16 protein-coding genes and 5 pseudogenes are annotated in these 22,448 nt (G+C 57.7%); 6 read left to right on the forward strand and 15 right to left on the reverse strand.

Annotated features, from left to right (window positions below):
* Window positions 1-3: 3 nt before the first annotated feature.
* Entirely contained in the window at window positions 4-3,213 is a 3,210-nt protein-coding gene (locus GA0061105_RS26285; RefSeq protein ID WP_167358583.1) for an AAA family ATPase, read from the forward strand.
* Window positions 3,214-3,260: 47 nt separating this feature from the next.
* Here GA0061105_RS26285 and GA0061105_RS26290 read toward each other — a convergent pair whose 3' ends face one another.
* From GA0061105_RS26290 to GA0061105_RS34120, 3 genes and pseudogenes are all read right to left on the reverse strand, one after another.
* Window positions 3,261-3,602 carry an AAA domain-containing protein gene (locus GA0061105_RS26290; protein WP_077991556.1) on the reverse strand — a complete coding sequence of 114 codons (342 nt, stop codon included), beginning with the start codon at window positions 3,600-3,602 and terminating at the stop codon, window positions 3,261-3,263.
* 143 nt (window positions 3,603-3,745) lie between these two features.
* Window positions 3,746-3,973 (reverse strand): annotated as a pseudogene (locus GA0061105_RS33810) (ATP-binding protein); the annotation flags it as partial.
* Window positions 3,971-4,233: pseudogene (locus tag GA0061105_RS34120) on the reverse strand (recombinase family protein); the annotation flags it as partial. The pseudogenes GA0061105_RS33810 and GA0061105_RS34120, both read right to left, overlap by 3 nt.
* A gap of 891 nt (window positions 4,234-5,124) precedes the next feature.
* Between GA0061105_RS34120 and GA0061105_RS26300 the strand changes: the two are divergent.
* Window positions 5,125-6,042 carry a recombinase family protein gene (locus GA0061105_RS26300; protein WP_092753782.1) on the forward strand — a complete coding sequence of 306 codons (918 nt, stop codon included), beginning with the start codon at window positions 5,125-5,127 and terminating at the stop codon, window positions 6,040-6,042.
* 1,046 nt (window positions 6,043-7,088) lie between these two features.
* Here the strand turns inward: GA0061105_RS26300 and GA0061105_RS26310 are convergent.
* Window positions 7,089-8,057, reverse strand: coding sequence for an IS481-like element ISRel2 family transposase (locus tag GA0061105_RS26310; RefSeq protein WP_011053284.1), 969 nt, complete (start codon window positions 8,055-8,057; stop codon window positions 7,089-7,091).
* An 84-nt stretch (window positions 8,058-8,141) separates the two neighbouring features.
* Window positions 8,142-8,865: pseudogene (locus tag GA0061105_RS26315) on the reverse strand (integrase core domain-containing protein); the annotation flags it as partial.
* 18 nt (window positions 8,866-8,883) lie between these two features.
* Here GA0061105_RS26315 and GA0061105_RS26320 point away from each other — a divergent pair.
* Window positions 8,884-9,840, forward strand: a complete 957-nt coding sequence (locus tag GA0061105_RS26320; RefSeq protein WP_258719862.1) for an IS4 family transposase — start codon at window positions 8,884-8,886, stop codon at window positions 9,838-9,840.
* Window positions 9,794-10,005: pseudogene (locus tag GA0061105_RS26325) on the forward strand (IS3 family transposase); the annotation flags it as partial. The gene GA0061105_RS26320 and the pseudogene GA0061105_RS26325, both read left to right, overlap by 47 nt.
* A 450-nt stretch (window positions 10,006-10,455) precedes the next feature.
* Here the strand turns inward: GA0061105_RS26325 and repC are convergent.
* From repC to repA, 3 genes are all read right to left on the reverse strand, one after another.
* Window positions 10,456-11,664, reverse strand: coding sequence for a plasmid replication protein RepC (repC, locus tag GA0061105_RS26335; protein WP_011053503.1), 1,209 nt, complete (start codon window positions 11,662-11,664; stop codon window positions 10,456-10,458).
* Between the two features lie 155 nt (window positions 11,665-11,819).
* Window positions 11,820-12,845, reverse strand: a complete 1,026-nt coding sequence (repB, locus tag GA0061105_RS26340; protein WP_004672729.1) for a plasmid partitioning protein RepB — start codon at window positions 12,843-12,845, stop codon at window positions 11,820-11,822.
* A complete protein-coding gene (repA, locus tag GA0061105_RS26345; protein ID WP_011053501.1) occupies window positions 12,842-14,056 on the reverse strand; it encodes a plasmid partitioning protein RepA in 1,215 nt (404 codons plus the stop codon). Before repA ends, repB begins: the two co-directional genes overlap by 4 nt.
* 434 nt (window positions 14,057-14,490) lie before the next feature.
* On the opposite strand from repA, the pseudogene GA0061105_RS26350 reads away from it, so the two are divergent.
* Both GA0061105_RS26350 and GA0061105_RS33820 read left to right on the forward strand, forming a co-directional pair.
* Window positions 14,491-15,114: pseudogene (locus tag GA0061105_RS26350) on the forward strand (acyl-homoserine-lactone synthase).
* 410 nt (window positions 15,115-15,524) lie between these two features.
* On the forward strand, window positions 15,525-16,559 hold the full coding sequence (locus GA0061105_RS33820) for a zinc-dependent alcohol dehydrogenase (RefSeq protein WP_011053500.1): 1,035 nt from the start codon (window positions 15,525-15,527) through the stop codon (window positions 16,557-16,559).
* Between the two features lie 6 nt (window positions 16,560-16,565).
* Here GA0061105_RS33820 and prs read toward each other — a convergent pair whose 3' ends face one another.
* From prs to GA0061105_RS26390, 7 genes are all read right to left on the reverse strand, one after another.
* Window positions 16,566-17,507, reverse strand: a complete 942-nt coding sequence (prs, locus tag GA0061105_RS26360; protein ID WP_011053499.1) for a ribose-phosphate diphosphokinase — start codon at window positions 17,505-17,507, stop codon at window positions 16,566-16,568.
* A gap of 2 nt (window positions 17,508-17,509) precedes the next feature.
* Entirely contained in the window at window positions 17,510-18,625 is a 1,116-nt protein-coding gene (locus GA0061105_RS26365) for a nucleotidyltransferase family protein (RefSeq protein ID WP_004672715.1), read from the reverse strand.
* Window positions 18,626-18,654: 29 nt separating this feature from the next.
* A complete protein-coding gene (locus GA0061105_RS26370; protein WP_004672714.1) occupies window positions 18,655-18,984 on the reverse strand; it encodes a hypothetical protein in 330 nt (109 codons plus the stop codon).
* 5 nt (window positions 18,985-18,989) lie between these two features.
* Window positions 18,990-19,484, reverse strand: coding sequence for a hypothetical protein (locus GA0061105_RS26375; protein ID WP_004672713.1), 495 nt, complete (start codon window positions 19,482-19,484; stop codon window positions 18,990-18,992).
* 80 nt (window positions 19,485-19,564) lie between these two features.
* Window positions 19,565-20,833 (reverse strand): radical SAM/SPASM domain-containing protein, encoded by a 1,269-nt coding sequence (locus tag GA0061105_RS26380; RefSeq protein WP_004672712.1) that lies wholly within the window; start codon window positions 20,831-20,833, stop codon window positions 19,565-19,567.
* Window positions 20,834-20,864: 31 nt separating this feature from the next.
* Window positions 20,865-21,419 carry an adenine phosphoribosyltransferase gene (locus GA0061105_RS26385; RefSeq protein ID WP_004672710.1) on the reverse strand — a complete coding sequence of 185 codons (555 nt, stop codon included), beginning with the start codon at window positions 21,417-21,419 and terminating at the stop codon, window positions 20,865-20,867.
* Window positions 21,420-21,705: 286 nt separating this feature from the next.
* Complete coding sequence (locus tag GA0061105_RS26390) at window positions 21,706-22,161, reverse strand: phasin (protein ID WP_092753784.1); 456 nt, start codon at window positions 22,159-22,161, stop codon at window positions 21,706-21,708.
* Between the last annotated feature and the right edge of the window lie 287 nt (window positions 22,162-22,448).

Genomic DNA, 22,448 nt, shown 5'->3' on the forward strand with positions numbered 1-22,448 from the left:
CCGATGATGGAAGAGGTCATCGAAGACAAGCGCGTGCTCTGGCGCCTGCGGCCGCAGCCACGGCGCGACACTTTGAGGGAGATGGCCGCCGAGGGGGTACTGGAACAGACCGTCAGGCAAACCAAACCGCAAGTTTCTGATCGCTTCGGCCAAGTCCTCCAGGCAATGTTGAAAAAGGGGGCGGCAGCCGGCGATCCGCGCAAAATGTCGACGGACGACCTGATGTTACAGGCCTTGGCGCTCGATTTCGTCCGTTCCTTGCCGACGGATTGGCCGGTCAGGGAACCGCCGGTAGACCCGCGCGTGATGTTGGCGCGCAAGGCCGAGCGACGCCGGCAGGACTTTGTGGCCCCCCGTAAGCTGTTTGGCCGTGCGCTCGAGGCACATGCCCTCGACCAGTATATTGAAAGCGGCCTTTTGCAGCAGCCACTGGTCGCGCTCCCCAAACCGCCAAGCGACTTCGCACGCCTTCGTCCTCTGCTCGTCACCGGCATAGGCGGCTCGGGCAAGTCGGCTCTTGTCGCCGATTTAATGCGCCGCACCCAGAAAGACGACTGGTCAGGTCCGATCTGCGTCTGGATTGATTTTGACCAGCGCAACGTTGCTCTCGGGGGCGAGCGCGAATGGCTGAACGAGGTTACTCGGCAGATCGGCTTTGCCAGGCCAGCAGCGGCCGAGCGTCTATCGGCGATCCGGAACGCGGCTCGAAACGATCTGCACAGGCTCACTCAAGAGAGCGGCGACGTGGAGCGGCTCTCCGGTACCGAGAGCTTGAACGTTGTTTCATCCATGCGCGAGGAAATGCAACGGGCCTTGGGTGACGGGATGTTTGCCGAACAAACCCTCGTTGTCCTCGTCGATACCTTCGAGGAAGTCCTGGTACGCTCCAATATGAAGGCCCCTTTTCTGGACCAGGAGCCGTTCGGCCTTGTGCTCGAATTCTTGAACTCACTCGAAGTGCTCCGGTGCCACGACGGACGTCCGCTGTTCAAGGATGTAAGGGCGGTAGTCGCTGGCCGAGCGCATCCCTTCCAGGGCGATGATGGTGATGCTGCTCGTTGGTTCGAAGCACGCCTGGAGATCGGCGAGCTCGGTCCCGAGGCCGCGGTCGAGTTCCTGAGGAGCCGTGCAGATCGCCAAATCTTCACACAGGCGCGAAGCCGGCGCCTCGTTGGCGCCATTCCGCGGTTTCCAATCGTGCTCCTGTTGCTCGCTGCGTTTTCGCGCGGGCGCACGGCTGCGGAGATCGAGGAGGCTGCCACGCTTGCCGAAGGCTCAGGGGTTCTTGGTGCCGCATCCAGTACGCGCGTGCTCTATTCCCGCTTTCTGCACCGGTTGAAAGACCATATCGTCACCGATGCTGCCGGGGAGCGGCTGATTTCCAGGGACGACCTTTCCAAACTGGCACATCCGGGACTTGCGCTCACGGTGGTCACGCCCACACTTATCCGGGAGGTCCTTGCCGGTCCGACAGCACTTGGCGCAATCGATGTGCAGAAATCTATAGACCTCTTTGAGGCCCTCTCCCGTGAAGTCTGGCTGGTCGAGCGCTCCGGCGATGACGCAATACGCCACGTTCCTGTCCTCAGGCGCATCATGCTGCCGATGCTCGACAGCGACCTGTCACCGGCGGGAAATTCCGAGATCCCCATGCGCGAGACGGTTCGCGCGGTCCATCGCGCTGCCGCCAACTGGTACCGGGCTGGCGGTGGGGCTGGCGAGCCGGACGCTGCAACTCTCGCAGCCTATCATGACGCCTTCTTGGGCGAGGTCGGTTTACTGCTCACCGATCCCAGCCTGGTGCGCCGCCTGATTGACCTTGCCGGGGAAGACGTCTTCGCGATGCCGCTTGCGGCGCGTGCAATCCTCCGCCGCGAGGACAAATCGGACATCGGGCTGTCCAACCAGGAGACCGCAGCCTTGCCTGTCGACGCGCGCAGAAAGGCTGTTGCGACTCGCCGTGCCGAACGGGCGCGCCTCGGGGTCACATCGAGGCAGGCAGAACGATATGAGCCCATAGGCGATCTGGAGATGGAGCAGCTGGCGCTTATCGATGCGGGTTCCGATGAGCATTCTTACCAAGGCTCCGGCCACGGACGGCAGCTCGACATAGTGGAAGACATTGATACGGCTCGCCGGATCGCAGCCCTGTTTTCCGAGGCCGACTTCGAAGGCGTCGTTCGCTCCGGCCGGAGCGGCGTATTGCGGATGGCGGAGGCTCCCGAGCATGAGCCGCCCCTTGACAAATTGGGCGACTTGACCAGCCACTGGCTTTGGAAATGGGCATTGTCTTGTCTGGCGACTGGCGCCGTCCAGGAAAGCGACCTTCTGTGGGCAACCGAGAGCGCATCCTTCCCTTTTCAGCCATCGTCGCGAAACCCCTTCGCGCTGGGGACCCTCTTGGCGCTTGCCGTTGCGACGGTGGCGCTCGGACGTACCCCGGCTTTCGTCGACCATGCTCCTTATCGCGACGCTATTACCGCCTATCCGGTTCTTGCCTCTGCACCAATCGCGTCCATCCTATCGCTGCGCCTCCATGCGCTGTCGAAGTATTGGAACCCGGCCTTGATGGCCTATCCGCGGAACTATTTTGACGTCCGAGCGGATATCACCCAGGTCGTGGCCATCTGGGGGATGTTGAAGCCAGACGAGCGCGAGGGGTCGACGTTGCTGCAGATCCCTGGCACCCTCTTCAGGCAAATCGACGAATTCCAGAGTGGGCCACCGGCATCGACGGACCTTAAAATCCTGGATGCCCCAGAGGCGTTCTTCCGGGTCTCCAACGAGGGCGTTCCAGCCTATCGTTCCGCACACGGCGGCATGGCCCGGGCGATGGAAACCGTGTTGCGTGGCCGGACCCCGGAGCTTTACGACCCCATCCGGGCGGCGTTGGGAGACGTTGCTGCCGACGACCCCAGCGGGTTTGGCGAAGCCCTCGATGTGATCGCCGCCGGAACGCCTTTCTGGCCATCGGACTGTCACCCGGGCCAACTGTTTTCGACGCGTCACAACCTCAGAGAAATCGACTTTTTTCTCGCGCGACTCGTTGTGTTCCTCGATCTTGCGGGACTGACGCAAGACCTGTTCGCTGCACTCTCGGCAAGCGCCCAGCGCGGACGACGGTTCGTCGCCGTTGCCGGGCTCTTGCATCGCTATGACAGCCTGCTGCGGCTGCCCCGCTTTGACGAGATGGTGGCCGCTGGTGGAGCCTAAAATGCCGACCAGAGCAGGAAGCCGTTTTCCCAATAAGCTCGGCAGCATCAAAGATTGCGCTGCGGCAGGTACCTATGTAGGGCCGCGAAGAAGCCTGCCGATTTCCATGCGGCTCGATTTCCGATGACGAAGAGCGATGTCTTCGCGCGGGTTACGCCGACATTGGCGAGATTCGGTCTTCCACCAGCCCACGCGCGTGCGCCCTGTTGAGAGGGAGACTGCGCGCTCAGAACAAAGAAAACAATATCCGCTTCTCGGCCTTGAACTGTTTGAACGGTCCCAACCCGGTCCCTGACCCACGTCCGAGGCCCGTCTACCCAGCCGTCGAGAACGCGACTGTCGACCAGTTTGTCGCGGAGATTGTCCTGAACGACGACAAATGGCGTGATGACACGTCAATCAGCACCGAACATTCACCCCTTTTGCTTATCCAATTTTGACCCCCCTGTGCTGTAGATCAGCGCTTGGCCTGCCCGGCGCTGGCCGGGGTTGCAGAGGGTAGGCCAAGTGCGGGTGATGATCTTCTTCGACTTTAGCTTTGAGAGCGGTTCTTGAAGCGCCAGGACTCATTGCCGGTCTCGACAATCTCGCAGTGATGGGTCAGGCGGTCGAGAAGTGCCGTCGTCATCTTGGCATCGCCGAACACCGTCGGCCATTCACCGAACGCCAGGTTCGTGGTGACAATGATCGACGTGCGCTCGTAGAGCCTGCTGATCAGATGGAATAGGAGTTGGCCGCCGGCCAGGGCGAAAGGCAGGTAGTCGCGCCCATTGCGCGCGAGGCGCGGCGCGTCGAAGCAAAGAACAGTACCGACTTTGCCGACGGACAATGCAGCCACCAGCTTCTCAGGAGCTGGACGGGCAACCATTCCGCTGGCTGAACGTCTGAGATCATCATCGATGACCTCAACGGTGCGGAAGCCGCGATGCCGCCCGAAGTCAACCAGTTCATATATTGCCGGCGACAGCTCGCAGGATTGTTCTCAACGTGGCCTTTGCTCGACTGCCTTACGTAAACAATGGCTTTCGCTTGTCGCTTTCAATTTGCGATTTCAAACGGCGGAATACCTTAAGTCAGTTGGACTTAACGGGCAGAATCAGCCCAATTTTCAGCTAAGGATTTCATGGTTTACAATTGCAAATGCGGTTAAGGTCTTGGATCAGCGCCACTTCCCAAGGGAGGTGTTGTTCGTCGCGATGCATCGTATGCAAGCAAAATTGTGTCCACCGATAAGCCTTAGTCACTCGCAGCCAGTCTTGACCTGCGGAGATGGCGTCCGATTTTCAGCTGGCGCTTGAATGAAATCCCTAGCTGAAATTCACAACGCCGGATCCCGGGTGCCTGGCAAATCGGCGACGGCGTCGAATTTACGGTTCGTTAACCATTTGAATTAACCACGTTCTTTTGGAATAAGGAATTGAACTTGGCCCTTACTTCCGTCGCACCGAGGGCGTTTTTTTGAGGCAATCACCTCCGATAAGTAATGCTTATCGGAAGTAATTGCTATAACGCCGCAAATCAGCGATGTCGGTCGTCCTGGATCGGCGGATTCGCCCGGAAATCCGGGCATTTAGGGCAATTTCGCCCGGGATGACCGGACTCTCAATCGCAAAATTCGACGGCCGCCGTCGGCACACATGGCCGGTCCTCATTTCCGGAATTGAGCGCCGGCGCCCTTCAGCAGGCTTCTCCGCCCGCAGCCATCACCAAAGCCGCTGTTTTTCCAGCATTTCCGCCCTGGAAGCCCGCTGACGCGCATTTGCCACCGCGGACGCTCCGTTGCTCGTCCGCGGTAGCATTTTGAGTCTGACGGGCCGCTATTCAATGGCTAAAACACGCTTGCAACTGTTCGATTTCTAACGCATGCCTTATCTGTACAAACTACTTCGAGACAGGGCCGTTACAAGCGCGATGGCAAAGCCACAAACATTTGACAACCAACAATCTCCCAAGCGGCTGATCGGTTATGCCCGGGTGTCGACGGATGAACAGGTCCACGATGCCCAGTTGGACGAGCTGCGTGCAGCCGGCTGCGATCGGATCCATCAGGAGCATGGTTCCGGAGCATCGCGGGCTCGACCGGTGCTGACGCGATTACTCGCTGAACTTAGCGCCGGCGACGTCCTCATTGTCGTGCGCCTCGATCGACTGGCCCGATCCGTCAGTCATCTCTTGTCGGTGATCGAGGACCTCGAGGTCCGCGGCGTGCATTTCCGGTCGATCCGCGATCCAATCGATACGTCGACCCCGCAGGGCATGTTTTCCCTTCAGGTCCTCGGCGCCGTCGCGCAGCTCGAGCGGGCGCTAATCGCTGAGCGTACCAAAGCCGGCATTAAGGCGGCGAAGGCACGCGGCAAGCTTCCTGGAAATCCCGGTCTGCGAGAACGACGGCCGGAGGCGATCAAGGCAATCTCGCAGGCACGGGAGAAGCTCTATCTCGATGAACTCATTGCATCGGCGCAGACGTGGCTGCCGATGGTGCGTCAACTCCGGCCGCAGCACAGTTGGGACAATGTCGTGCGGGTTCTCAATCGCCGTGGCCACGACTGGACCGTCGAACGCCTTCGTCGCGCTGTTCATCGCATGGTACGCGAAAAGCTCGCGGAGAAGGAACTCCTTGCTCGATCCCCTCGCCGGGCTCCCGAAGACTATCTGATGAAGCTGGTGGCGGCAATTGCCATTGCCGATCCCAACCTGTCGCTGCGCGACATTGCCGCGCAACTGGACCAGATGGGAGAACGGCCTGTGCGCAGCGGCAAGAACTGGCAACCGTCCTCGGTGCGGGTCCTGCTGGACGAAGCCCACCGATTTGGCCTCATTCGCCGTTGAGGGCATGGTTCATCCGACGCCCGATGGCAGAGAGTCTTTTCTTGTCGCTATTCGACTGCATAGCCGTCAGGTCCGGCCTTTGGGGATCTGTAGCGCCAGGACCGCTAGTCGCTATCGCTCCGCGGTTTCAGCTCAGCGCCTACATCCTCGCCGCGGAGCCGGCTTCCTCCGCCTGCTCGCCCCCTCCCCCGGAACGTGCTGAAGGCTTCAGCCGCGGTGATTATGATCCGCAGAGGCGCGCGGGCCATGACCCTCGGCGGCGCGGGTAAAAGCAGAGGACAGCCGCTCCCCTCGCTACCAAAAAGCCGTCTCGGCTGCACGACGAATTCGGGCGCGAGCCGGAACTCAGTCAGACAGTATTTGTTTCTTTTACAATCCGTCCGCGTTTCGGCGTTCTTTCAAGGATGCTCGACAATTTGATTGAGCCATTTGTCCGCGCCGCCAGCTATATTTCCTACAAGAATGATTACGGCCGAAGATCTGCAAACATTCGTTTTACGACCAGCAAATTTCGACTGTCCTCGAAGCCTGGGAGGTCTTCGTCCTGAAGCATCCTGCGGAGACCGCCGTTAAGATTACAAAGCAATGTCTCCTTTCAGTCGTGACAAACACCGCGATTGTTCGTTCGAACACGAAGCCGCTCAATCGGCTCCGTGCATCAACTGACCTTACTACACCAGCCGCATAGAAGGGCTGTCGGCCATTCTACCCGGGCAACCATGACCAATGCCCTTAGAACGTCATGTACGATCAAAAATGACCGCCAAGACCCCGCGACCCATGGCGGCGACAGGACGGTACCTATCTCTACACAACCGATCTTGTGAGAGGTGGCGCGAGGAGCGGGTCATGCGCCGTCCATAGTAGCGCCCGAAAATGTCGTTTCTTTTCAGAGTGTTGTAGCCGTGGTCAGCTGACCACCGGAAAAGCAGCTGTTGGCAGTGCGTCCCACCCCAAAAGACTTGCTGGCCCACGACAGCAGAGTCTGGCGAAAAACCTCGATCAGTGGACCCGCTGACCTAGCACTCAATCCTCTCCGGCGGCGACTAGATGTGGAGCCTCAACAGGTTGTCCTGGGTAAGAGCGAGCCTAGTGATTGGTGGTTTTGAGTTTAGACTTCCGTGAGGCCTGTGCCAATTGTAGCGATGAAGCCATCGTGGCAGTTCGGCGGCGCGCATGTCCGAGTTGGGATAGGCGACGGCGTAGGCCCACTCTCTGAGGGCGGTCTGGATGAAGCGTTCGGCCTTTCCGTTGGTTTTAGGCGTATATGGTCTGGTGCGAACGTGCTTGAGGCCGTTGTCGCGACAAGCTTGGCCGAATGGCTTTGATGTGTAGCAGGGACCATTGTCGGTCATGACGCGCTCGACCGCGATCCCGAGGCTGGCATAATAGGCCAATGCCGCCTTCAAGAAGGCCACGGCGCTTTCTTTCGTCTCGTCCGGCGATATCTGTGAGAAAGCGATGCGAGAGGCATCGTCGATGGCCACATGAACGCATTCCCAACCGGCGCCCCAACTCTTGCCTCTGCGCGAACTCTGGCGAGTGCGATCGCCGGTGATGCGGTGGCCGACCTCATGAAACCGGCCGAGCTTCTTGATGTCGATATGAATCATCTCGCCGGGAGCCTGGCGTTCATGACGACGCACAGGCTCGGCCGGCTCGATATCCTTGAGGCGGGAGAGGCCTGCGCGCTTGAGAACCCGGCTCACCGTCGCTGCAGATACACCGGTTTCGATCGCGATGTGCTTGCCAGTCAGGCGCTGGCGGCGAAGCGTGATGATGCGCTCCGCCAGCGCCTGACTGGTCTGCCGGGGCATGGCATGAGGTCGGGAGGAACGATCGAGCATCGCCTCTCGACCACCGGCCTTGAAACGCTCGACCCAACGGGCGACGATCTTGGCCGCGACGCCATAGGCCTGTGCTGCCTGAGCCTGGGTCAGATGCCCTTCGATAACAGCAAGCGCCATTTGTTCCCGGCGCAACGGCGTCAGTCGGGCATTCTTATGAATGTTCATTCGCGGCGATCCTTCCGACTCGAGGTGTGATAGCTCCAGTCTCCTAAATCCGCTTTGAATGGACAACCTCCCGAAAGCTCACAACTAGAGCCTGCGCGCTCCGAGTACGCCAAGTGGCGGAAACGCGAAGCTTTCATCTCGCGCAGCGTTGGAGCCGGTTGCGGCAATGGTATCTGCATCACGTGCCCGGGTCTGGTCCGAGCGATGAGTGCGGCCGGAAGTGGTTGTAATCGTCGGCCCAGCAATGGCGCTTCGGGCATAATCGCAGCCGAGGAACAGGCTTTGGTTGACCATCTCGTCCCGCATCCGGCCGTTGAAGCTCTCGACATTAGCGTTTTGCATCGGCTTCCCGGCGTGATGCCGTGCGACTCGACACTATGATCCTTCGACCTGGCAAGGATGGCATTCGAGGTGAATTCCGTGCCGTTGTCGGAGACGATCATCCCCGGTTTGCCGCGCCGTTCGATGAGGACCGACAGTTCGCGAGCGACGCGACGACGCAAGATCGAGGTGCACGGGATCGCCGCCAGGCATTCGCGGGTCACGTCTTCGACGAAGTTGAGCACGCGAAACCGCCTTCCGCAAGCGAACTGGTCGTGAACGAGATTCAGCGAGCTTCGGGCATTGGCCTTCGCTTCGACCAGGATCGGGCCACGCGTGCCGACAGTGCCGCCCCGGCTTTTCTGCTTGCGAACGGAAAGTCCTTCTTCGCGATAGAGCCCGTAGATGCGGTCGACCCCAACGGCGCTCCCCCCCCGCCGAAGCCGCCGGTCGCCGGTCGCCGGTCGCCGGTCGCGAGGTCGCGCAATAGGGCGACTTCTTTATGATGTGGGCGCGCCTGCCCGACCAACGCTTCGATCTTTTGTCGCGCGTCATGCATGACCATGCACTCATCGGCGGCTCTAAACTGCGTGATGTCGTAGAGACAGTTCGGTTCTGCGACACCCAAACGATCGAGCTGCGCGAGCGCGCCGACCGTCCGGCGCGGCAGGCAACGTTGTGCCTGCGCTTCGGCCAGGCGACGATCAGGCGACCGCAAAACCTGCGCGAAGAAGGGCTGCCCGACGGGGTTAGGCTCAGTTGGGTCGAGGTCGTCGAACCGGACGCACCCGACGGTGTCGAGCCCTTGCATTGGCTGCTCTTGACCACCCATGCGCTCTCCAGTGCGACTGACGCCTGGCAGATCGTCGCTTGGTACAAGCAGCGCTGGATGATCGAGCAGTTCTTCCGGGTGATGAAGACGCAGGGCTTCAAGATCGAAGACAGCCAATTGCAGTTAGCGCCGCGGCTGGAAAAGCTCGTCGCCATCGCCGCCAAGGCCGCGGCAATCGTCCTCCAACTCGTGCAGGACCGCAGTGGCGGCGATCCTCACCCGGCAAGCCTGGCAGTCAGTCCCCACGAGATCAACACGCTCGCCGCCCTCGAAAGCCGCTTCAAGGGCAAGACCAAGCTGCAATCCAATCCCCATCCCAAAGCTTCGCTCGCCTGGGCCGCTTGGATCGTCGCCAAACTCGGCGGCTGGAACGGCTATGCCTCCTCCAAGCCGCCTGGACCCATCACCTTCTTCAACGGACTCAAATACTGTGCCGATGGCTGGGCCTTGCGAGATAGGTATATGCCTCAGTCGTTCGGTGGAGAAATGTTCCACTGGATCATTTGCTTTTGGTCACGAACAAAATCCAGCGACCAGCGGGCAGAGCCTTCGCGTTGGCCAGGATCGGTGCGCGCGTGCCTGCAAGTTCGCTTACGGAAGGGGGTTTCGCGTGCTCAACATCGTCGATGACGCGACGCGAGAATGCCTCGCGGCGATCCCCGGACACCTCGATCTCCGGTCGTCGCCTCGCTCGAAACTCGCAATGATCTCTCCGACAACGGCACCAAACTCACCTCGAATGCCATTCTTGCCTGGTCAAAAGACCATAGGGTCGAGTGGCTCATTGCGTCACCTCGCCCAAGATAGCGGTTGATGAATTCTCCCAGTGTTGTGGAAGTGCCGCCGCGAATCAGCCCCGTAGATTCCGGCGCTGCGGATGGCAGCAGGTAGTTGTTCCTATTGCGTCCTATCCATGCGGCGCCATCGCCCACTCGCGATTAGCCGGCACAGCCGGCCGCCTTGCGATTTGCCGCGCCGGTGCCAATGAATTGATGAAAGGCGGCTGCCATTTCGTGCGAAGACTTCGCTCCTGGTCTTGTTCGTGCGCGACCTTGGGCGCGTTCGTATTGAGATCACGGTCTACTGTTCCCCTAAGAGGCGTCATTTGGCTCGGGAGCCAGACGGTAACCGGCACAATGCCTGCGACAAGCCGCCTTTGAAAGTTGGTGTTTTCCAAGAGGTTAGCTTGGTGGTCAGCTGACCACAACCGAAATCCTCAACGGCAGGAATAACGATCAGCCGCACTTACCCAGCCCTCAAACCGCCTTGCCCGTTGGCCTTCAACAACGCCATTATCATCGGGCCAAGCGAGAATTCACCGCGCTCACTTCGGCGCGTTAGATCCCGCAGATAGCCTCCAGGAGAGTTGATGAAGTTAGCCCTTTCCAGGATGCACGCAATTGCCACCGCAGCATTCTCCGGTCCTAGCGCCTCGCAGGCATCCTGGTAGGCGGAAGGGCTTACCCCCAGCATAGATCGAACCACCACAGCGGCAGACATCAGATCTCGCCAGCTTCCCACGCCGCGCGGTGCATAGTCGCTGATCATCGGGCACGCCTTGAGCACCAATCCCAAGGGGAACGCCCTTTGCGATTCATTCTTCGGCTGAAGGCTCAAGCTCGCCTTTGCCCCCTGCTCCTTTTCGGAGCGTGGTTCAGATTCATTTACGGATTCGGGTTTTGAATTCTGTATGTGCTGCTCGATATGAGCAGCATTGGTGCTAATTTTTTCAGCATTCTCGAGGTTTTCCAAACGATTAAGCACTTCCTCACGGAGCATCTCCATTTCATTGAGAACGCTAGTGACCCCTTCAAGGGTCGGAACGCGCGGAATTCTGCTCGCGAGCGCAATGTAGATGTCCTCGGTCGTCTTCCAATCGCCGTCGGCGCCCTCGACCATTGCAGCAGTAATAAGTTTGCGAACATCCCGCCGGCAAATTGTAAGGCTCTCTTTGGCTTTCCTGAGCGAGGCTCTCTCGGCCGCCACTCTTTGCGCCAACATCGCCAACTCTTCCGATCGCGCCAGGAGGGGCGACAGGTCGAAGCCAAAAGCATTCTCGATCTGGCCATCGTCGCCCTTGCGGGCGAAGCGCTTGCCATTGGCGCTATCCTTACGGACGATCAACCCCGACTCCACCAGAATGGCAATATGCCGCCGCAACGTTGCGCCCGCCATTGCATGCGCCCGAAGCGCCAGTTGGGCATTCGAGGGGAAGACAATCAATTGTGCATCCTGACGCAACTCATTGTCAGGATAAAAACTCAAAAGTGCGTCAAGAACAGCCAGACTGTTCGACTGGATCTTGAGCAGTTCCATCGCGGCGGAAGCGTCTCTCAACACTTTCCACTTATCGGCAGCTTTTCCATGCTTGATTTCCATTGCCGCCTGGCGCCGCACGAGCGCAAGCGTCATTGGCCGCCGCCCGAACGGCGTCGCTACATTCCCCGACTGCATTGTCTCTCACCTTTCAGCAGGCAAAGGAAATTCGCTCACCAAAACGGCGCCAAAGACTCTTGACGAGGATTCGAGGAAATGCGATTCTGTTCTTGCTACAGAGACAGAAGGGCTTCCACGACGGCGACGTTGAGGGAGCTCTTTTCTTTTGCGGGTTACACTCCCTGTTTCCGTTGATGCTTTGCGCGATGCTCCTGGTAAAGCGCCGGCAAATGCTCGAGTACGAAAGCCGCGAAATCCGGCGTGGCTTTCCTGTCAATGGTAATTTCTAGCTTGCTCTTGCTCTGCGTGACCTGCGCAAGCCTGTCGCCATCGGGGGTCGACAGGACGTCTGGCAACCCGCGCGCAGTCCGACGCGGTTTCAGATGGTCGATCACTGCCTTGAACCGTTCCGACGACGGCAGCGCCTGCACCTCCTCCGAGGCAGCATATTTCGCAGCGCCTGCCGGAGGCGATGCTTTCTCAACCAGCTCTGCCAATTGCTGCCAACTTGGGCGTCCAACGCCTGGAGCGGCGCCGATGGCATCGATCAATTCAGAGGGGAGGGCGTCAACAAGCAGGAGCATCTTCGACAAGTTGCTTTTATCGATTGACATAGCCGCGATGACGATTTCTCGTGGAAACTGCTTGTTTAGCTTGTGTGCGAAACGTGCCTTTTCGATGAAGGTGAGGTCTTCGCGCTCATTGTTTTCCTGACCCTGTGCGACAACCAACTGCTCGTCCGTCAAGTCTCGAACAACCGCCTTGACCGGCAGTCCTAGCTCCGAAACGGCGCGCAGCCGGCGGTGTCCAAAGGCAACTTGGTAGTGCGCGGGTTTAACGGGATGAGGTCTCACAAGGATTGGGACCTGCTGTCCTTGCTCGCGGATGGATGCAAGAAGTCCTTCGATATCACCTTGCATGCGATCCTGAACGAAGGACGGCTCGATTGACGACGCGTTCAGTTCAACCACGGCCTGACCTTCGGCGAGACGCCGCTCGATCTCCTCGGCACGACCAAGACGATCATTTTGCTCGCGCAACGCGTTACCGATGTTTGCAGTCAGCTTCGTCGCTGGATCTCGTTCTTTTCTGGTCACGCCGAGAAGCGGCATGGAGCGAGTCTTTGCCGCTCTGTGTTCAGCAGCTGATGAGCTGTCGGGCGCGTCCGTGGTGACGTCAAGGAGGTGCTTCCGACTCATGTGGTTCTACCCCATGCTTTTTTGATTAGAGTTTCGATCTCGTCGTTGACGGCGTTCATCGCCTCTAAGGCCCGATCATAGGTCGAGCGCGTGAACTGTCCGCGCTCAACCTCAAAGAGGGTTTGATTCGTCAGGCCAGCGTCCGAAACGGCGGTCGTCTTGAGCATCGGAAAATTGAGGACATTTTCGCCGAAGATCGAACGCAGATAGCCCACCATCTGGTTCTGCGGGCCATCGCTCGGTTCAAAACGAGTGACGAGGTAGCGCATCCAATTGAACTTGAACTGGGCGCCTGCGTTCTCGATTTCCCGAAGGAGATTCGAGGTCATCGCCAGAAACTGGTTCATCGACATTACATCCAACATCTGGGGATGGACGGTGACGAGGATCGAGGTTGCGGCGGTCAGAGCTGAAAGCGTGAGATAGCCAAGTTGGGGAGGGCAATCGATAACGACGACATCGTAGTTGTCCGCGATGTCTTCGATGACCTGACTGATCCGACCGTAAAAAAGCGTGTCACCTTCCTTCCGGTTCATAAGCGCGCGCGGGGTATCGTGCTCAAACTCCATCAGTTCAAGATTGCCAGGAATTAGATGAAGATCCGGGATGTACGTTCCTCGGACAACCTGCTCGATTGGGACCTGCTCGTCATCATACCGGATGGCGCCATAGAGTGTTTCGTTCGGACCAACGTCAGTTTCTGGCTGACTGCCGAAGAGTGCGGAAAGGCTTGCTTGGGGATCAAGATCAATCGCGAGAATCCGGTAGCCACGCATTGCCAGGTACTGTGCCAGATGCGCGGCTGTCGTCGTCTTGCCCGAGCCGCCTTTGAAATTCATCACCGAGACGACTTGAAGCTGCTCCCCCGTGCGACGATGGGGCAGGTAGCGCCGGTTCCCGCGGCCAATCAGGTCCAGGTGCTTACGGATTGAATGAATATCTTCGATCGTGAACGTGCGTCGACCGCCAGGGCTCATACTAACGTGCAGTTCAGGCATTTCCGAAGCAGTTTGTCTAAGATAAGACTCACCGATGCCAAGCAATTTTGAGGCTTCTGACGGTGCAAAGGATCGAATGCCCTTTTCGGACGTCGGCGGGAAGACCTTGAGATGATGTGCTTGAAGTTGGCTGGAGAGAGCGTCAGCATGACGCTCCATCAATGCGGTCAACCCTTCGACGACCGGCGCTGTGTTTGCTGCGGTTTTCGCCATCTCAAAATCCATTTCCTGCAAGTGGCGGAACTTTTCGCGAAACCGCTAAAGTTCCGCCACTAGCTATTAGAGCCGATTCTGCATTTTGAGCAAGGGGTTTTAGGTTAACGAAAGGCTAACGTGGATAAACCCGGAACGTAGAGTAAATGGATTTTTCCGTTTATATCCTGCAGCTTAGCAAGACCGCGGTACCGATTGGTCATGGTGTGTTTTATTGTGAATCCTACAAATGTGCCCCGGCGATTTAGACGAAAAGCAGAAGACCTCGGCAAAGTCGGTGATCCCCTTGCCGCGACTCACTCGCACAAAACCGTAAGCATTCGACAACGGACGCCCGATTCCAATTCGTGCAGAGTTCCCGGCGCCTAACGGCGGCGGAGAAATTCATGCAGGTATTCGCGATCTCGACACCAAAAATTTACTACGAAGCGTAGCTGCTTCAGGACGATCATAGGCTACGTGCGAGGATCTTTTCCACTCGCACTTGGGATGTAGAAGTAGTCGACGAGTGCGAGGCAGATGGGGTTGACGCTCTCGCCCCGACTGCCATCCTGGATGTCACCGCGGCTGGACCACTTGCAGGATGTGCACGCGATTTGTCTGCGATGGGACCGACCATGCTGGTAGACGTATTTCCGTCTCTGCTCCCGAAGGGCCGCCTGAACGCCAATCCCCTGATGGTCTAGAGTTCTCGCTTTTGCGTCGACACCTCGAAGAGTGGAGGGGAGGGGAGGGGAGATGGTTCCGTTCACGAGGCAACGCTGACCTTGTTCGCCGGCATCGTAGAATGGTGCCTGGGAGGTGGTCTCAGCGAAGTCGTTGCGGTAACGGATATCAGGTTCGAGCGAACTCTTGCTAGCGTCGAATGGCCTCTCCCGCGCTTGGGGCAGCCAGAGAAGATCGTTGCCACCACCGCCATCGCAGGCACGCGTCCAGCAAACGCTGAGACCTTTCTGATGTTGCGGCCGCCCAACTACCGATCTAGTTGCCGTCATCCTTCTCGGTGCGACTCGGATTGTTGGTCTGTTCGGTTCGAACCGGTGCGCCACGAAGGATGAAGCTTTGGACGATGTGGCGATAGGCTCTTAGGAGGGTTCGCGCGGGCAGATGAGGGAAGGCGACATGGCATCTTCGCAGAGATGAGGATGCATCGAAGAACGGGCTGGTAAACCGCGGCTCGTGTTTGAGGCTGGTGGCATTGACGCGGCCCAAGCGCTCCACTCTACCTTCAATAGTTTCGTCGCTCCTTGCGCAAGGGAACACTTCTGCCGCTTGAAACGTCCTTTGCCGTTTGCGCCGACGATATCTCCGAGAAGCTTGTCAAGACCCAGGACATAAGCAAGCCCGCCAGCAAGGCACGTGATTTCATCAGCTTTCTGACTGCCGCCTGTGGTTGTTGGCTAGATTCTGGATGCAAGTAAGTGTACATATTAGGATAGTCGGTGTGTCGGGGAGCGAGAGGTCTCGTATGGAGGTTCGTGGACTCGTAATTACTTGCCCCCGCAAGGTTGAAGAATGGACATTGTCGGTTCCACTCGCCGTATCGTCCGAAGTCGGTGTGCGGATAGAGTTGTGTGGACTCTGCACACCGGAGCAACGCGTTTATCGGGGCGCCAAGCCGACTTACCCCTATTGGGGCGGGCACGAGTTGTCAGGCACGATCGTGTCTCTGCCGGACGATGTACCGGATGGCCTGCGCGTAGGAGACCGCGTTGCGGTGCTTTTAATGCGCAGATGCGGCCAATGTCGTGCCTGCCGCCTCGGACTGGACAACCACTGTGCATATTTAAATCCTAAAGCGAGAGGAGGGGTGCCGCAGGGGCCGGGGGGATTGGCCAATTTTGTGGGCGTACCCGCCTATCAGGTTTTTTCCGTACCTTCCTTTTTGGCTCCCGAGCGTGCCGCGTTAGTTGAACCTGTCGCCTGCGTGGCACGCGGCATAAATAGGGCGCGTGCAAAGGCTGGAGACACTGTGGCCGTCATCGGCGGAGGCACGATGGGCCTTCTCCATTCGATACTTCTGACAACCAAAGGATGCGACGTTTACCTTTTCGATGACGACGTGGCAACGCATGGGCCTGTGATGTCGACCGGCGCCCATGCAACGGGGTCAGTTCATTCTCTGTCTGATCCGAAACTCGTCGAGAAATTAACGGATGGCTGGGGCTTCGACTGCATCTTTTGCACGCGCTTCGGTGTCAGAGGCATTCAGGGGGCCATAGCTGCGGCGTCACGCGGTGCCAGGATTGTACTCTACCAATCGATTCCGACGTCCGATTTGTTATCGGTAGGCGCTAACTTTCTGCATTACCGGGAAATTGAACTGATCGGCACCATAGCCCAAAGCGCGGACGACGTGAGAAATGCCATTCGAACCATCGTTGAACATGCCGCACGCTTCGACGTGCTGCAGGTCAATCTTTGGCCCTCGTCAAACGCCCAAGAGGCATTCGAGCAGGCGCTCGATCCACGTGTTAATCGCGTGATGCTAGATTTCAGGTAATGCTTCTCAGCGTGCCTGCAGCGCGCCTGCAATTTCGTTGCCGATCGAGACTACTTCGACACTGTCGGGGAAATTGTCGGTACGTCCGACGCTGTCGGTCACAACGATGCGGTCGATCTGAGACCGTCCCCAGTTTTCGTTCAGCGACGGCGTGAATATGGCATGGGCTGCGGCAAGGGTTATCTTGCGAGCGCCTGCCGCTTTGAGATGTGCGGCGGCTGAAAAAGCCGTCTGACCACTGTTGATTTCGTCGTCAATCAGGATGATCGTCCGGCCAGCAACGTCCCCCAGAATCTCGACGCTCTCCCGAAAGTCATCATCGTCTCTGCGGTGCTTGCGCATGACAGCGAATGGGCAGCCGAGCAGGGCCGCCAAGTGCTCAGCTCGCTTCGCTCCGCCGAAGTCCGGTGAAACGACCATGTCGCCATCGACGGCCGCAGAACCGAGATGGCGAACTAGGGCGGGAGCGAACTGAAGATTGACGACAGGACAGGCAAATGCGGCGCACAGCTGAGGAACATGGAGTTCGAAAGTTATCAGCCGATCTATACCGAGCGTTTCGATAATCCCCGCAAGGATTCGCACCGGTACAGGTCCGCCGTCGAAGGCAGGGCGATCCGAACGCGAATATGGGAGGTAGGGAAGAACAGCGGTAATCGTGCGGGGACCCCGCGCCCGCACGGCACCAAGCGCTAGGAACAACTCGAAAAGACGATCATGAACGCTGTCAGGAAATGTTTGCACGACCACCACATTTCCGCCAAGCCCGCCGTCGCGCGGAGTGACAGCCATCTGGCCATTGCTGAACACCTGCGTGTTTAGGATCGTTATTCCTGACCGCGTGAGGGCCCGATGGACTGTTGACGCAAACTTTGCAGAGGTTTCGGTTGCTGCGATACGAAGGTCGTTCGCCGCAGGATCTGTACGATATGGTGACTCGGGCGCCATATTTACGCCAGCTCAAGATCGTTAACAGTGGGAATAGACAGCAGTTTGGGCAACACGTCGCCCCAATCATGTTGAAGTGGTACCTCGGTTTGATCAGGTCGAATGAGCTCTAGGAACTCGGACGGTATGTCTATCCCACAGATGCGCTTCATCTGCGTCAGGACGAAATATAACGCCGGCCTCATCTCGTATTTGTAACCTATCGCAGCGACCTCCGCCCAGCTAATATTCGCCATTTCTTTGTGTAGAACCGCATGAAGATCGCCGAACATCAATAGTCGAAGCGAATTATAAAGGAAGGCCTCGTGATAAAGCCTGGCCGAAAGGAACCAGACGGCGCCAGTCGCGGATTGGACCTGCAATATGCGGCCTAGACCGTTTGCAAGACGCACGCCTGACCATATGTCTTCGACATCGATGCCGACGGAGAGATTTACATGCATATCAATGAAGATGGGCATGTGCAGCTTCTTCGCGGAATCGATGTATCCCTTTACGTGGCGGTAGCGCAGCTGGCGTGGCACCGCGGGACCAGGGAACGGAGATTCAACGGATTCTATCCTTACAAACACCGGCAAGGAATAGCTTTCGCGGAAGGTTTCGTCATCGAGTTCCTTTCGTTCCGGATGCCAGTTGCCATTTGAAGGGTCGAAAATACCGTGCCGGTAGCCGAGATCGAACATGAGCCGCTGCACGCGCTGCGCGTCAGCGGGCTTGACCATGATGTCGAGATCGGTCATCGGCCGTAGGAGTGGATCGGGATAGTGGAGAAGCGCGAGATCTGGTCCCTTCACCAGGAACCAGGCGATGCCGGCCCGATCCAGCGCATCCATGATTTCTGGCAGATTGCGAAATTCGAGTGCGGACCTGACCTTTGACATGACAGTCCAGCACTGAACGTAATGCGCCGCCTCAGTAGGCAATAGTGTCAACAAATCGAGGCGGCGCAAGTGATTCTCAAGCAGCGGCACCGTCCGATTATGCTCGGCGCGCCATACCACATAGGGCCAGTTGACAGGCTCCTTGCAGAGACGGACCAAACGCTCTTCATCCTCGGGTCGTAGGTAGGCCCGGCAGGTGATCAGCAAAATAGAGTCTTCTGGTGACAACCGAAGCATCGCGGAGACTCCTGATACGGCTGCGTGATTTATTTCGAACTTTCCGGGCTGCCGAATTCGGCTAGTGTCTGCCTCAGGTCGGCGAACTGTTGTTCGAAGGAAGCGAAACTCTGGTCGACGTTTTGTCCAAGCAACTGTTCAAGGCTGAGCGTTTCTTCAGCGCGTTCCTCTTGTCCAGACATAAGCTTGTAAACCGAACTTACCGGCAGCAATCGCGACAAGAGTTCACCACCGCGGCCCGTCTGGGCGCTGTCCCGAATTTGCCGGATGCAACTTTCGGCAAGCAATCCGTCAATCACGATTACCAGCTTGCCATCCTCTTCGTCAACGGCGTAGCCAAACAGTCGGGAACTAGCCATTGCCGCTACCTCTGAACCTTCTTGAGGTCTTCCACTTCACTGCGTATCTGCAGCAATTGTGCCTGAGCCGAGAGAAGTTTGGCGAATGCGGCGGTAACCGCCTTTGCCGATTGTGTGTCGGAACCAGTCATCCTAACCGGTCCTCGCCCAATGCGGCGTCCTACAAGACCTGAATCGGCGGCGCGCGGCCAATTGGCTTTGCCAAATTTCTTCGAGGCGGTTATATCAACGTAGTAGTCTTGTAGTTCGCCGTTAGCAGCGAGTGAGCCGGATTTCGACCGTTGCGATCTGCGTGACACCTTTAGCGATTGCTCTAATTTTACAAGGCCAGCCGTCAATTGCTGAGCTTGGTCATCCAAACCCGCCTGCAGCCGGGCGAGTCCTTCCGCAAGACGAGAAATCACCTGGGCTTGCTGGGCGGCTGCTTTGTTGCCGGATCGTATCGCGTTGTTCGCAAGTGTGTGCGCCACACCCGCCGCACCTCGGAAAGCTCTGCTCATCCTCAATCCTCCACGTTATTTTTGTTGACCTGGTTAAATTACGTCGTCGACACAGCAATTATTACGTCGCGCCTCCTGCGTTAGTGAGTGTGTTGCGCAGCAGCCGCGATTTCCTCCGAGAAGTTATAGACAGGAGCTTCGGCGGCGGGCCGACGCTCTTTCGCTATAACTCCGCGGCGGTAGGTGGAATCTTTCGTCGGGTCCACCAGGGCGTACTCCGGAAAACCTCCGTTATTGTAAAGTTCCTGGCACAGCGGATAGGGCGCGTCCTTTTCACCATAGTGCGACCAGCTACTCATCTTGCAGACGCCGCGACAGACTGGATAAAACACGCAGTTGCCGCAGACGCCCTTAACCTCGCCACTCACCACCTCGCGTAGCTCATGGAAGAACGGGCTGTTGCGCCAGATTTCCATCAAGGGCATTTCGAAGGCATTGCCGGCGATCATTTCCGGATCATCGTAGGAGGCACTGCACATCGAAACTTGTCCGTTCGACAGTATGCCCAGTACGTTGTCGCCCCAACCGCAAGTATGCACGCCGTTCAGATACTTGAGAGGCATCAGAGCCGGCGGCAGAGTCATGTATGCAGCGCCACTCTCAAAATGGGGAGATTTCAAAAGATCGCCTATCAGTAGCTTGCATTCCTCCAAGCTTATCGCATTGTCCTCATGGCTGCGCGCGTTGCCCATCGGATGTATGTTGAGCAGCGTCCGATGCTTCTTGATGCCCCAGCCGAGCACCAAATCTATAATCGAAATCACCTTGTCATAGTTGTTGCGATAGGCAGTCGTCGTTACCACCGTAGAGATGTCAGTTTTTCCAAGCCGCTGCAGGACAATCGCAGTCTTGGCGAACGCACCCGATTTTGCTCTGAAAGCGTCGTGCGCCTCTGGGTCGAAATGGTCGAGGCTGATGAAGACCGTCAAATTGGGGAGCCTACTTAGCTGCTCGATCGTGAACTCGTCAAAGAGGGTTCCATTCGTCTCGAAAACCAGCTCCTTCAGCCCACAGGATGCGAGATATTCCATGACTGCCATGAATTCCTTGTGAACCATCGGTTCACCCCCGGAAACCTTAACCTTGCGCAGCCCATTGGGTAGTGCTTGCTCGATCAGTCCTTGGATCGCCTCCAGGTTGAAATCAATGCCCTTGGCCTTGGGCCCGACGCCTGCGATATAACAGTGGTGGCATCCCAAATTGCACTTGCGGGTTAGAAACAGATAGATCGTTTTAATTTCGTTTTCCGAGACGACTCGTTTCGAAAGTTCACTTGTGACGAGGGCCTGTAGCGTCTGACTGGCTACATGCACGTCCTGCGGTGTCGAAAGCCAATCAGGGGTATTCATGCGCTTGCCTCCTTACGTCTATGTTGCTGCGCTAGCACGTCATCGCACTGATCACTGGTGCGTCGTCCAATTGACGCCTGCCTTTCAAAACTTCGATTTCGAGTATGAATGCGTATCCGGCGATCTCTCCGCCTTGGGACTTGACAAAATTCCCAGTCGCCCGAGCAGTGCCACCCGTCGCTAGAAGGTCATCAGCAATCAGGCATCGCAGGCCGTCACCGATGAGGCCGGCAGTTACCTCCAGGGTTCCGGAGCAGTATTCACAGCTGTATTCAAATGAGAGGACGTCCCCCGGCAGTTTACCGGGTTTCCTTACCATGATGAAACCGCAACCGAGCCTATCAGCCAATGAGGCGCCCAAGATGAAACCACGCGCATCAACCGCCAAAATGGCATCGATTTCTGTTCCCGACACTTGGCTTGCGACGGTAGAAACGACTTCGCCCAATGCACCTCTACCAGCCAGCATAGGCGCTATATCCTTGAACAAGATCCCGCCTATCGGAAAGTTAGGAAATTCTCGTAATGCTTCTACACCGGATTGGTTAATCCGTGACGCCCCGCTATTTGGAACAGCTACAATCATTTTACTATCCCCCACATGTAACCATCTAAGAGCCTCGTAAGGTGCGATGGCCTCGCGCACTTTGTGGCCAGCCACCAGATGAGGCCCTGGCAAGCTTATCAGCGGCGGCCGCCGCCGCGCCTACCACGTTCCTCCGGGCCGGCACGGGTCCGCTCTCTGACCAGATCACGCCGGAATTCGCCAGCGCCGCGAACAGATGAAACATCAGTCGGCCGCATAATGTTGTCTCCTCGAAAGCGGCTCCGATCATGATTCGTCCAGCCCTGATCTTAGTGCCGAGTCTACTTTACGTCGCTTTGGGGTTCGTCAGGACCTTGTCAAAAGCATCCTTGACCGGCTTTGAGATTTCCTCCACCGCCCTGCTTGAGAGCTCCCGGACTTCCTTGGCGTGCTGCAAACTTGTCTCAACCCGCTTGCGAAAAAAGGTCGACTGCTGTTCGAGGATCTGCGACGGCGAATTCGCGCCCAGCAAAGCTTGCAAATGTGAGAAGCCGGCCTCGGCGTCGGCCTGCAGTGCAGCGATCGTCTTCCACCACAATTCGTTGCCGAATAGACTTGTCGTTTCGAGGATCGGAGGCAGCATTTTCTGTGTCGCTTCAGCGCCGGACGCAAATTTCAAAAAAGCCTCTGTCACCTTCTTGTTCCCCTTTTCAACAGATGCGCCGAACTGATCTGGCACCTTGAGCGGCGATGACCCCGGGTTTTCGATCGTTTCAAAGGATCTTTCGGAAATCTTGGTCATTGCATTTTCCTTCTCTTTGAGTTGGTTGCAAGCTGTGACATCGGGATTGACCCTTCCGCCGGCGGATGCATGGCCGCTTGGTAGAACGCGGATCCGATGACGAACGGTCAGGTGGCCTCCGTTCCGTTCGTTTCATGAACCGGCATCATGCAGACTGCTTTCTGCCGCTTGTAACCAGGGATCAGCAAACACCATGCCAACTGCTCCGACGCGCCAAGAAGATGATTTTCTTTTATCAATGGGCGGGTTGAGGGCAGGTTGATGTGTATTTGACGGAGAGACCGGCG

This window comes from Rhizobium aethiopicum (assembly GCF_900094625.1).
Taxonomy (GTDB): Bacteria; Pseudomonadota; Alphaproteobacteria; order Rhizobiales; family Rhizobiaceae; genus Rhizobium; species Rhizobium aethiopicum.

Coding starts and splice junctions, on each gene's coding strand:
- GA0061105_RS26285 (WP_167358583.1), top strand. CDS start 4: ATGATGGAAGAGGTCATCGAAGACAAGCGCGTGCTCTGGCGCCTGCGG.
- GA0061105_RS26300 (WP_092753782.1), top strand. CDS start 5,125: ATGGCAAAGCCACAAACATTTGACAACCAACAATCTCCCAAGCGGCTG.
- GA0061105_RS26310 (WP_011053284.1), bottom strand. CDS start 8,057: ATGAACATTCATAAGAATGCCCGACTGACGCCGTTGCGCCGGGAACAA.
- GA0061105_RS26320 (WP_258719862.1), top strand. CDS start 8,884: ATGTGGGCGCGCCTGCCCGACCAACGCTTCGATCTTTTGTCGCGCGTC.
- repC (WP_011053503.1), bottom strand. CDS start 11,664: ATGCAGTCGGGGAATGTAGCGACGCCGTTCGGGCGGCGGCCAATGACG.
- repB (WP_004672729.1), bottom strand. CDS start 12,845: ATGAGTCGGAAGCACCTCCTTGACGTCACCACGGACGCGCCCGACAGC.
- repA (WP_011053501.1), bottom strand. CDS start 14,056: ATGGCGAAAACCGCAGCAAACACAGCGCCGGTCGTCGAAGGGTTGACC.
- GA0061105_RS33820 (WP_011053500.1), top strand. CDS start 15,525: ATGGAGGTTCGTGGACTCGTAATTACTTGCCCCCGCAAGGTTGAAGAA.
- prs (WP_011053499.1), bottom strand. CDS start 17,507: ATGGCGCCCGAGTCACCATATCGTACAGATCCTGCGGCGAACGACCTT.
- GA0061105_RS26365 (WP_004672715.1), bottom strand. CDS start 18,625: ATGCTTCGGTTGTCACCAGAAGACTCTATTTTGCTGATCACCTGCCGG.
- GA0061105_RS26370 (WP_004672714.1), bottom strand. CDS start 18,984: ATGGCTAGTTCCCGACTGTTTGGCTACGCCGTTGACGAAGAGGATGGC.
- GA0061105_RS26375 (WP_004672713.1), bottom strand. CDS start 19,484: ATGAGCAGAGCTTTCCGAGGTGCGGCGGGTGTGGCGCACACACTTGCG.
- GA0061105_RS26380 (WP_004672712.1), bottom strand. CDS start 20,833: ATGAATACCCCTGATTGGCTTTCGACACCGCAGGACGTGCATGTAGCC.
- GA0061105_RS26385 (WP_004672710.1), bottom strand. CDS start 21,419: ATGATTGTAGCTGTTCCAAATAGCGGGGCGTCACGGATTAACCAATCC.
- GA0061105_RS26390 (WP_092753784.1), bottom strand. CDS start 22,161: ATGACCAAGATTTCCGAAAGATCCTTTGAAACGATCGAAAACCCGGGG.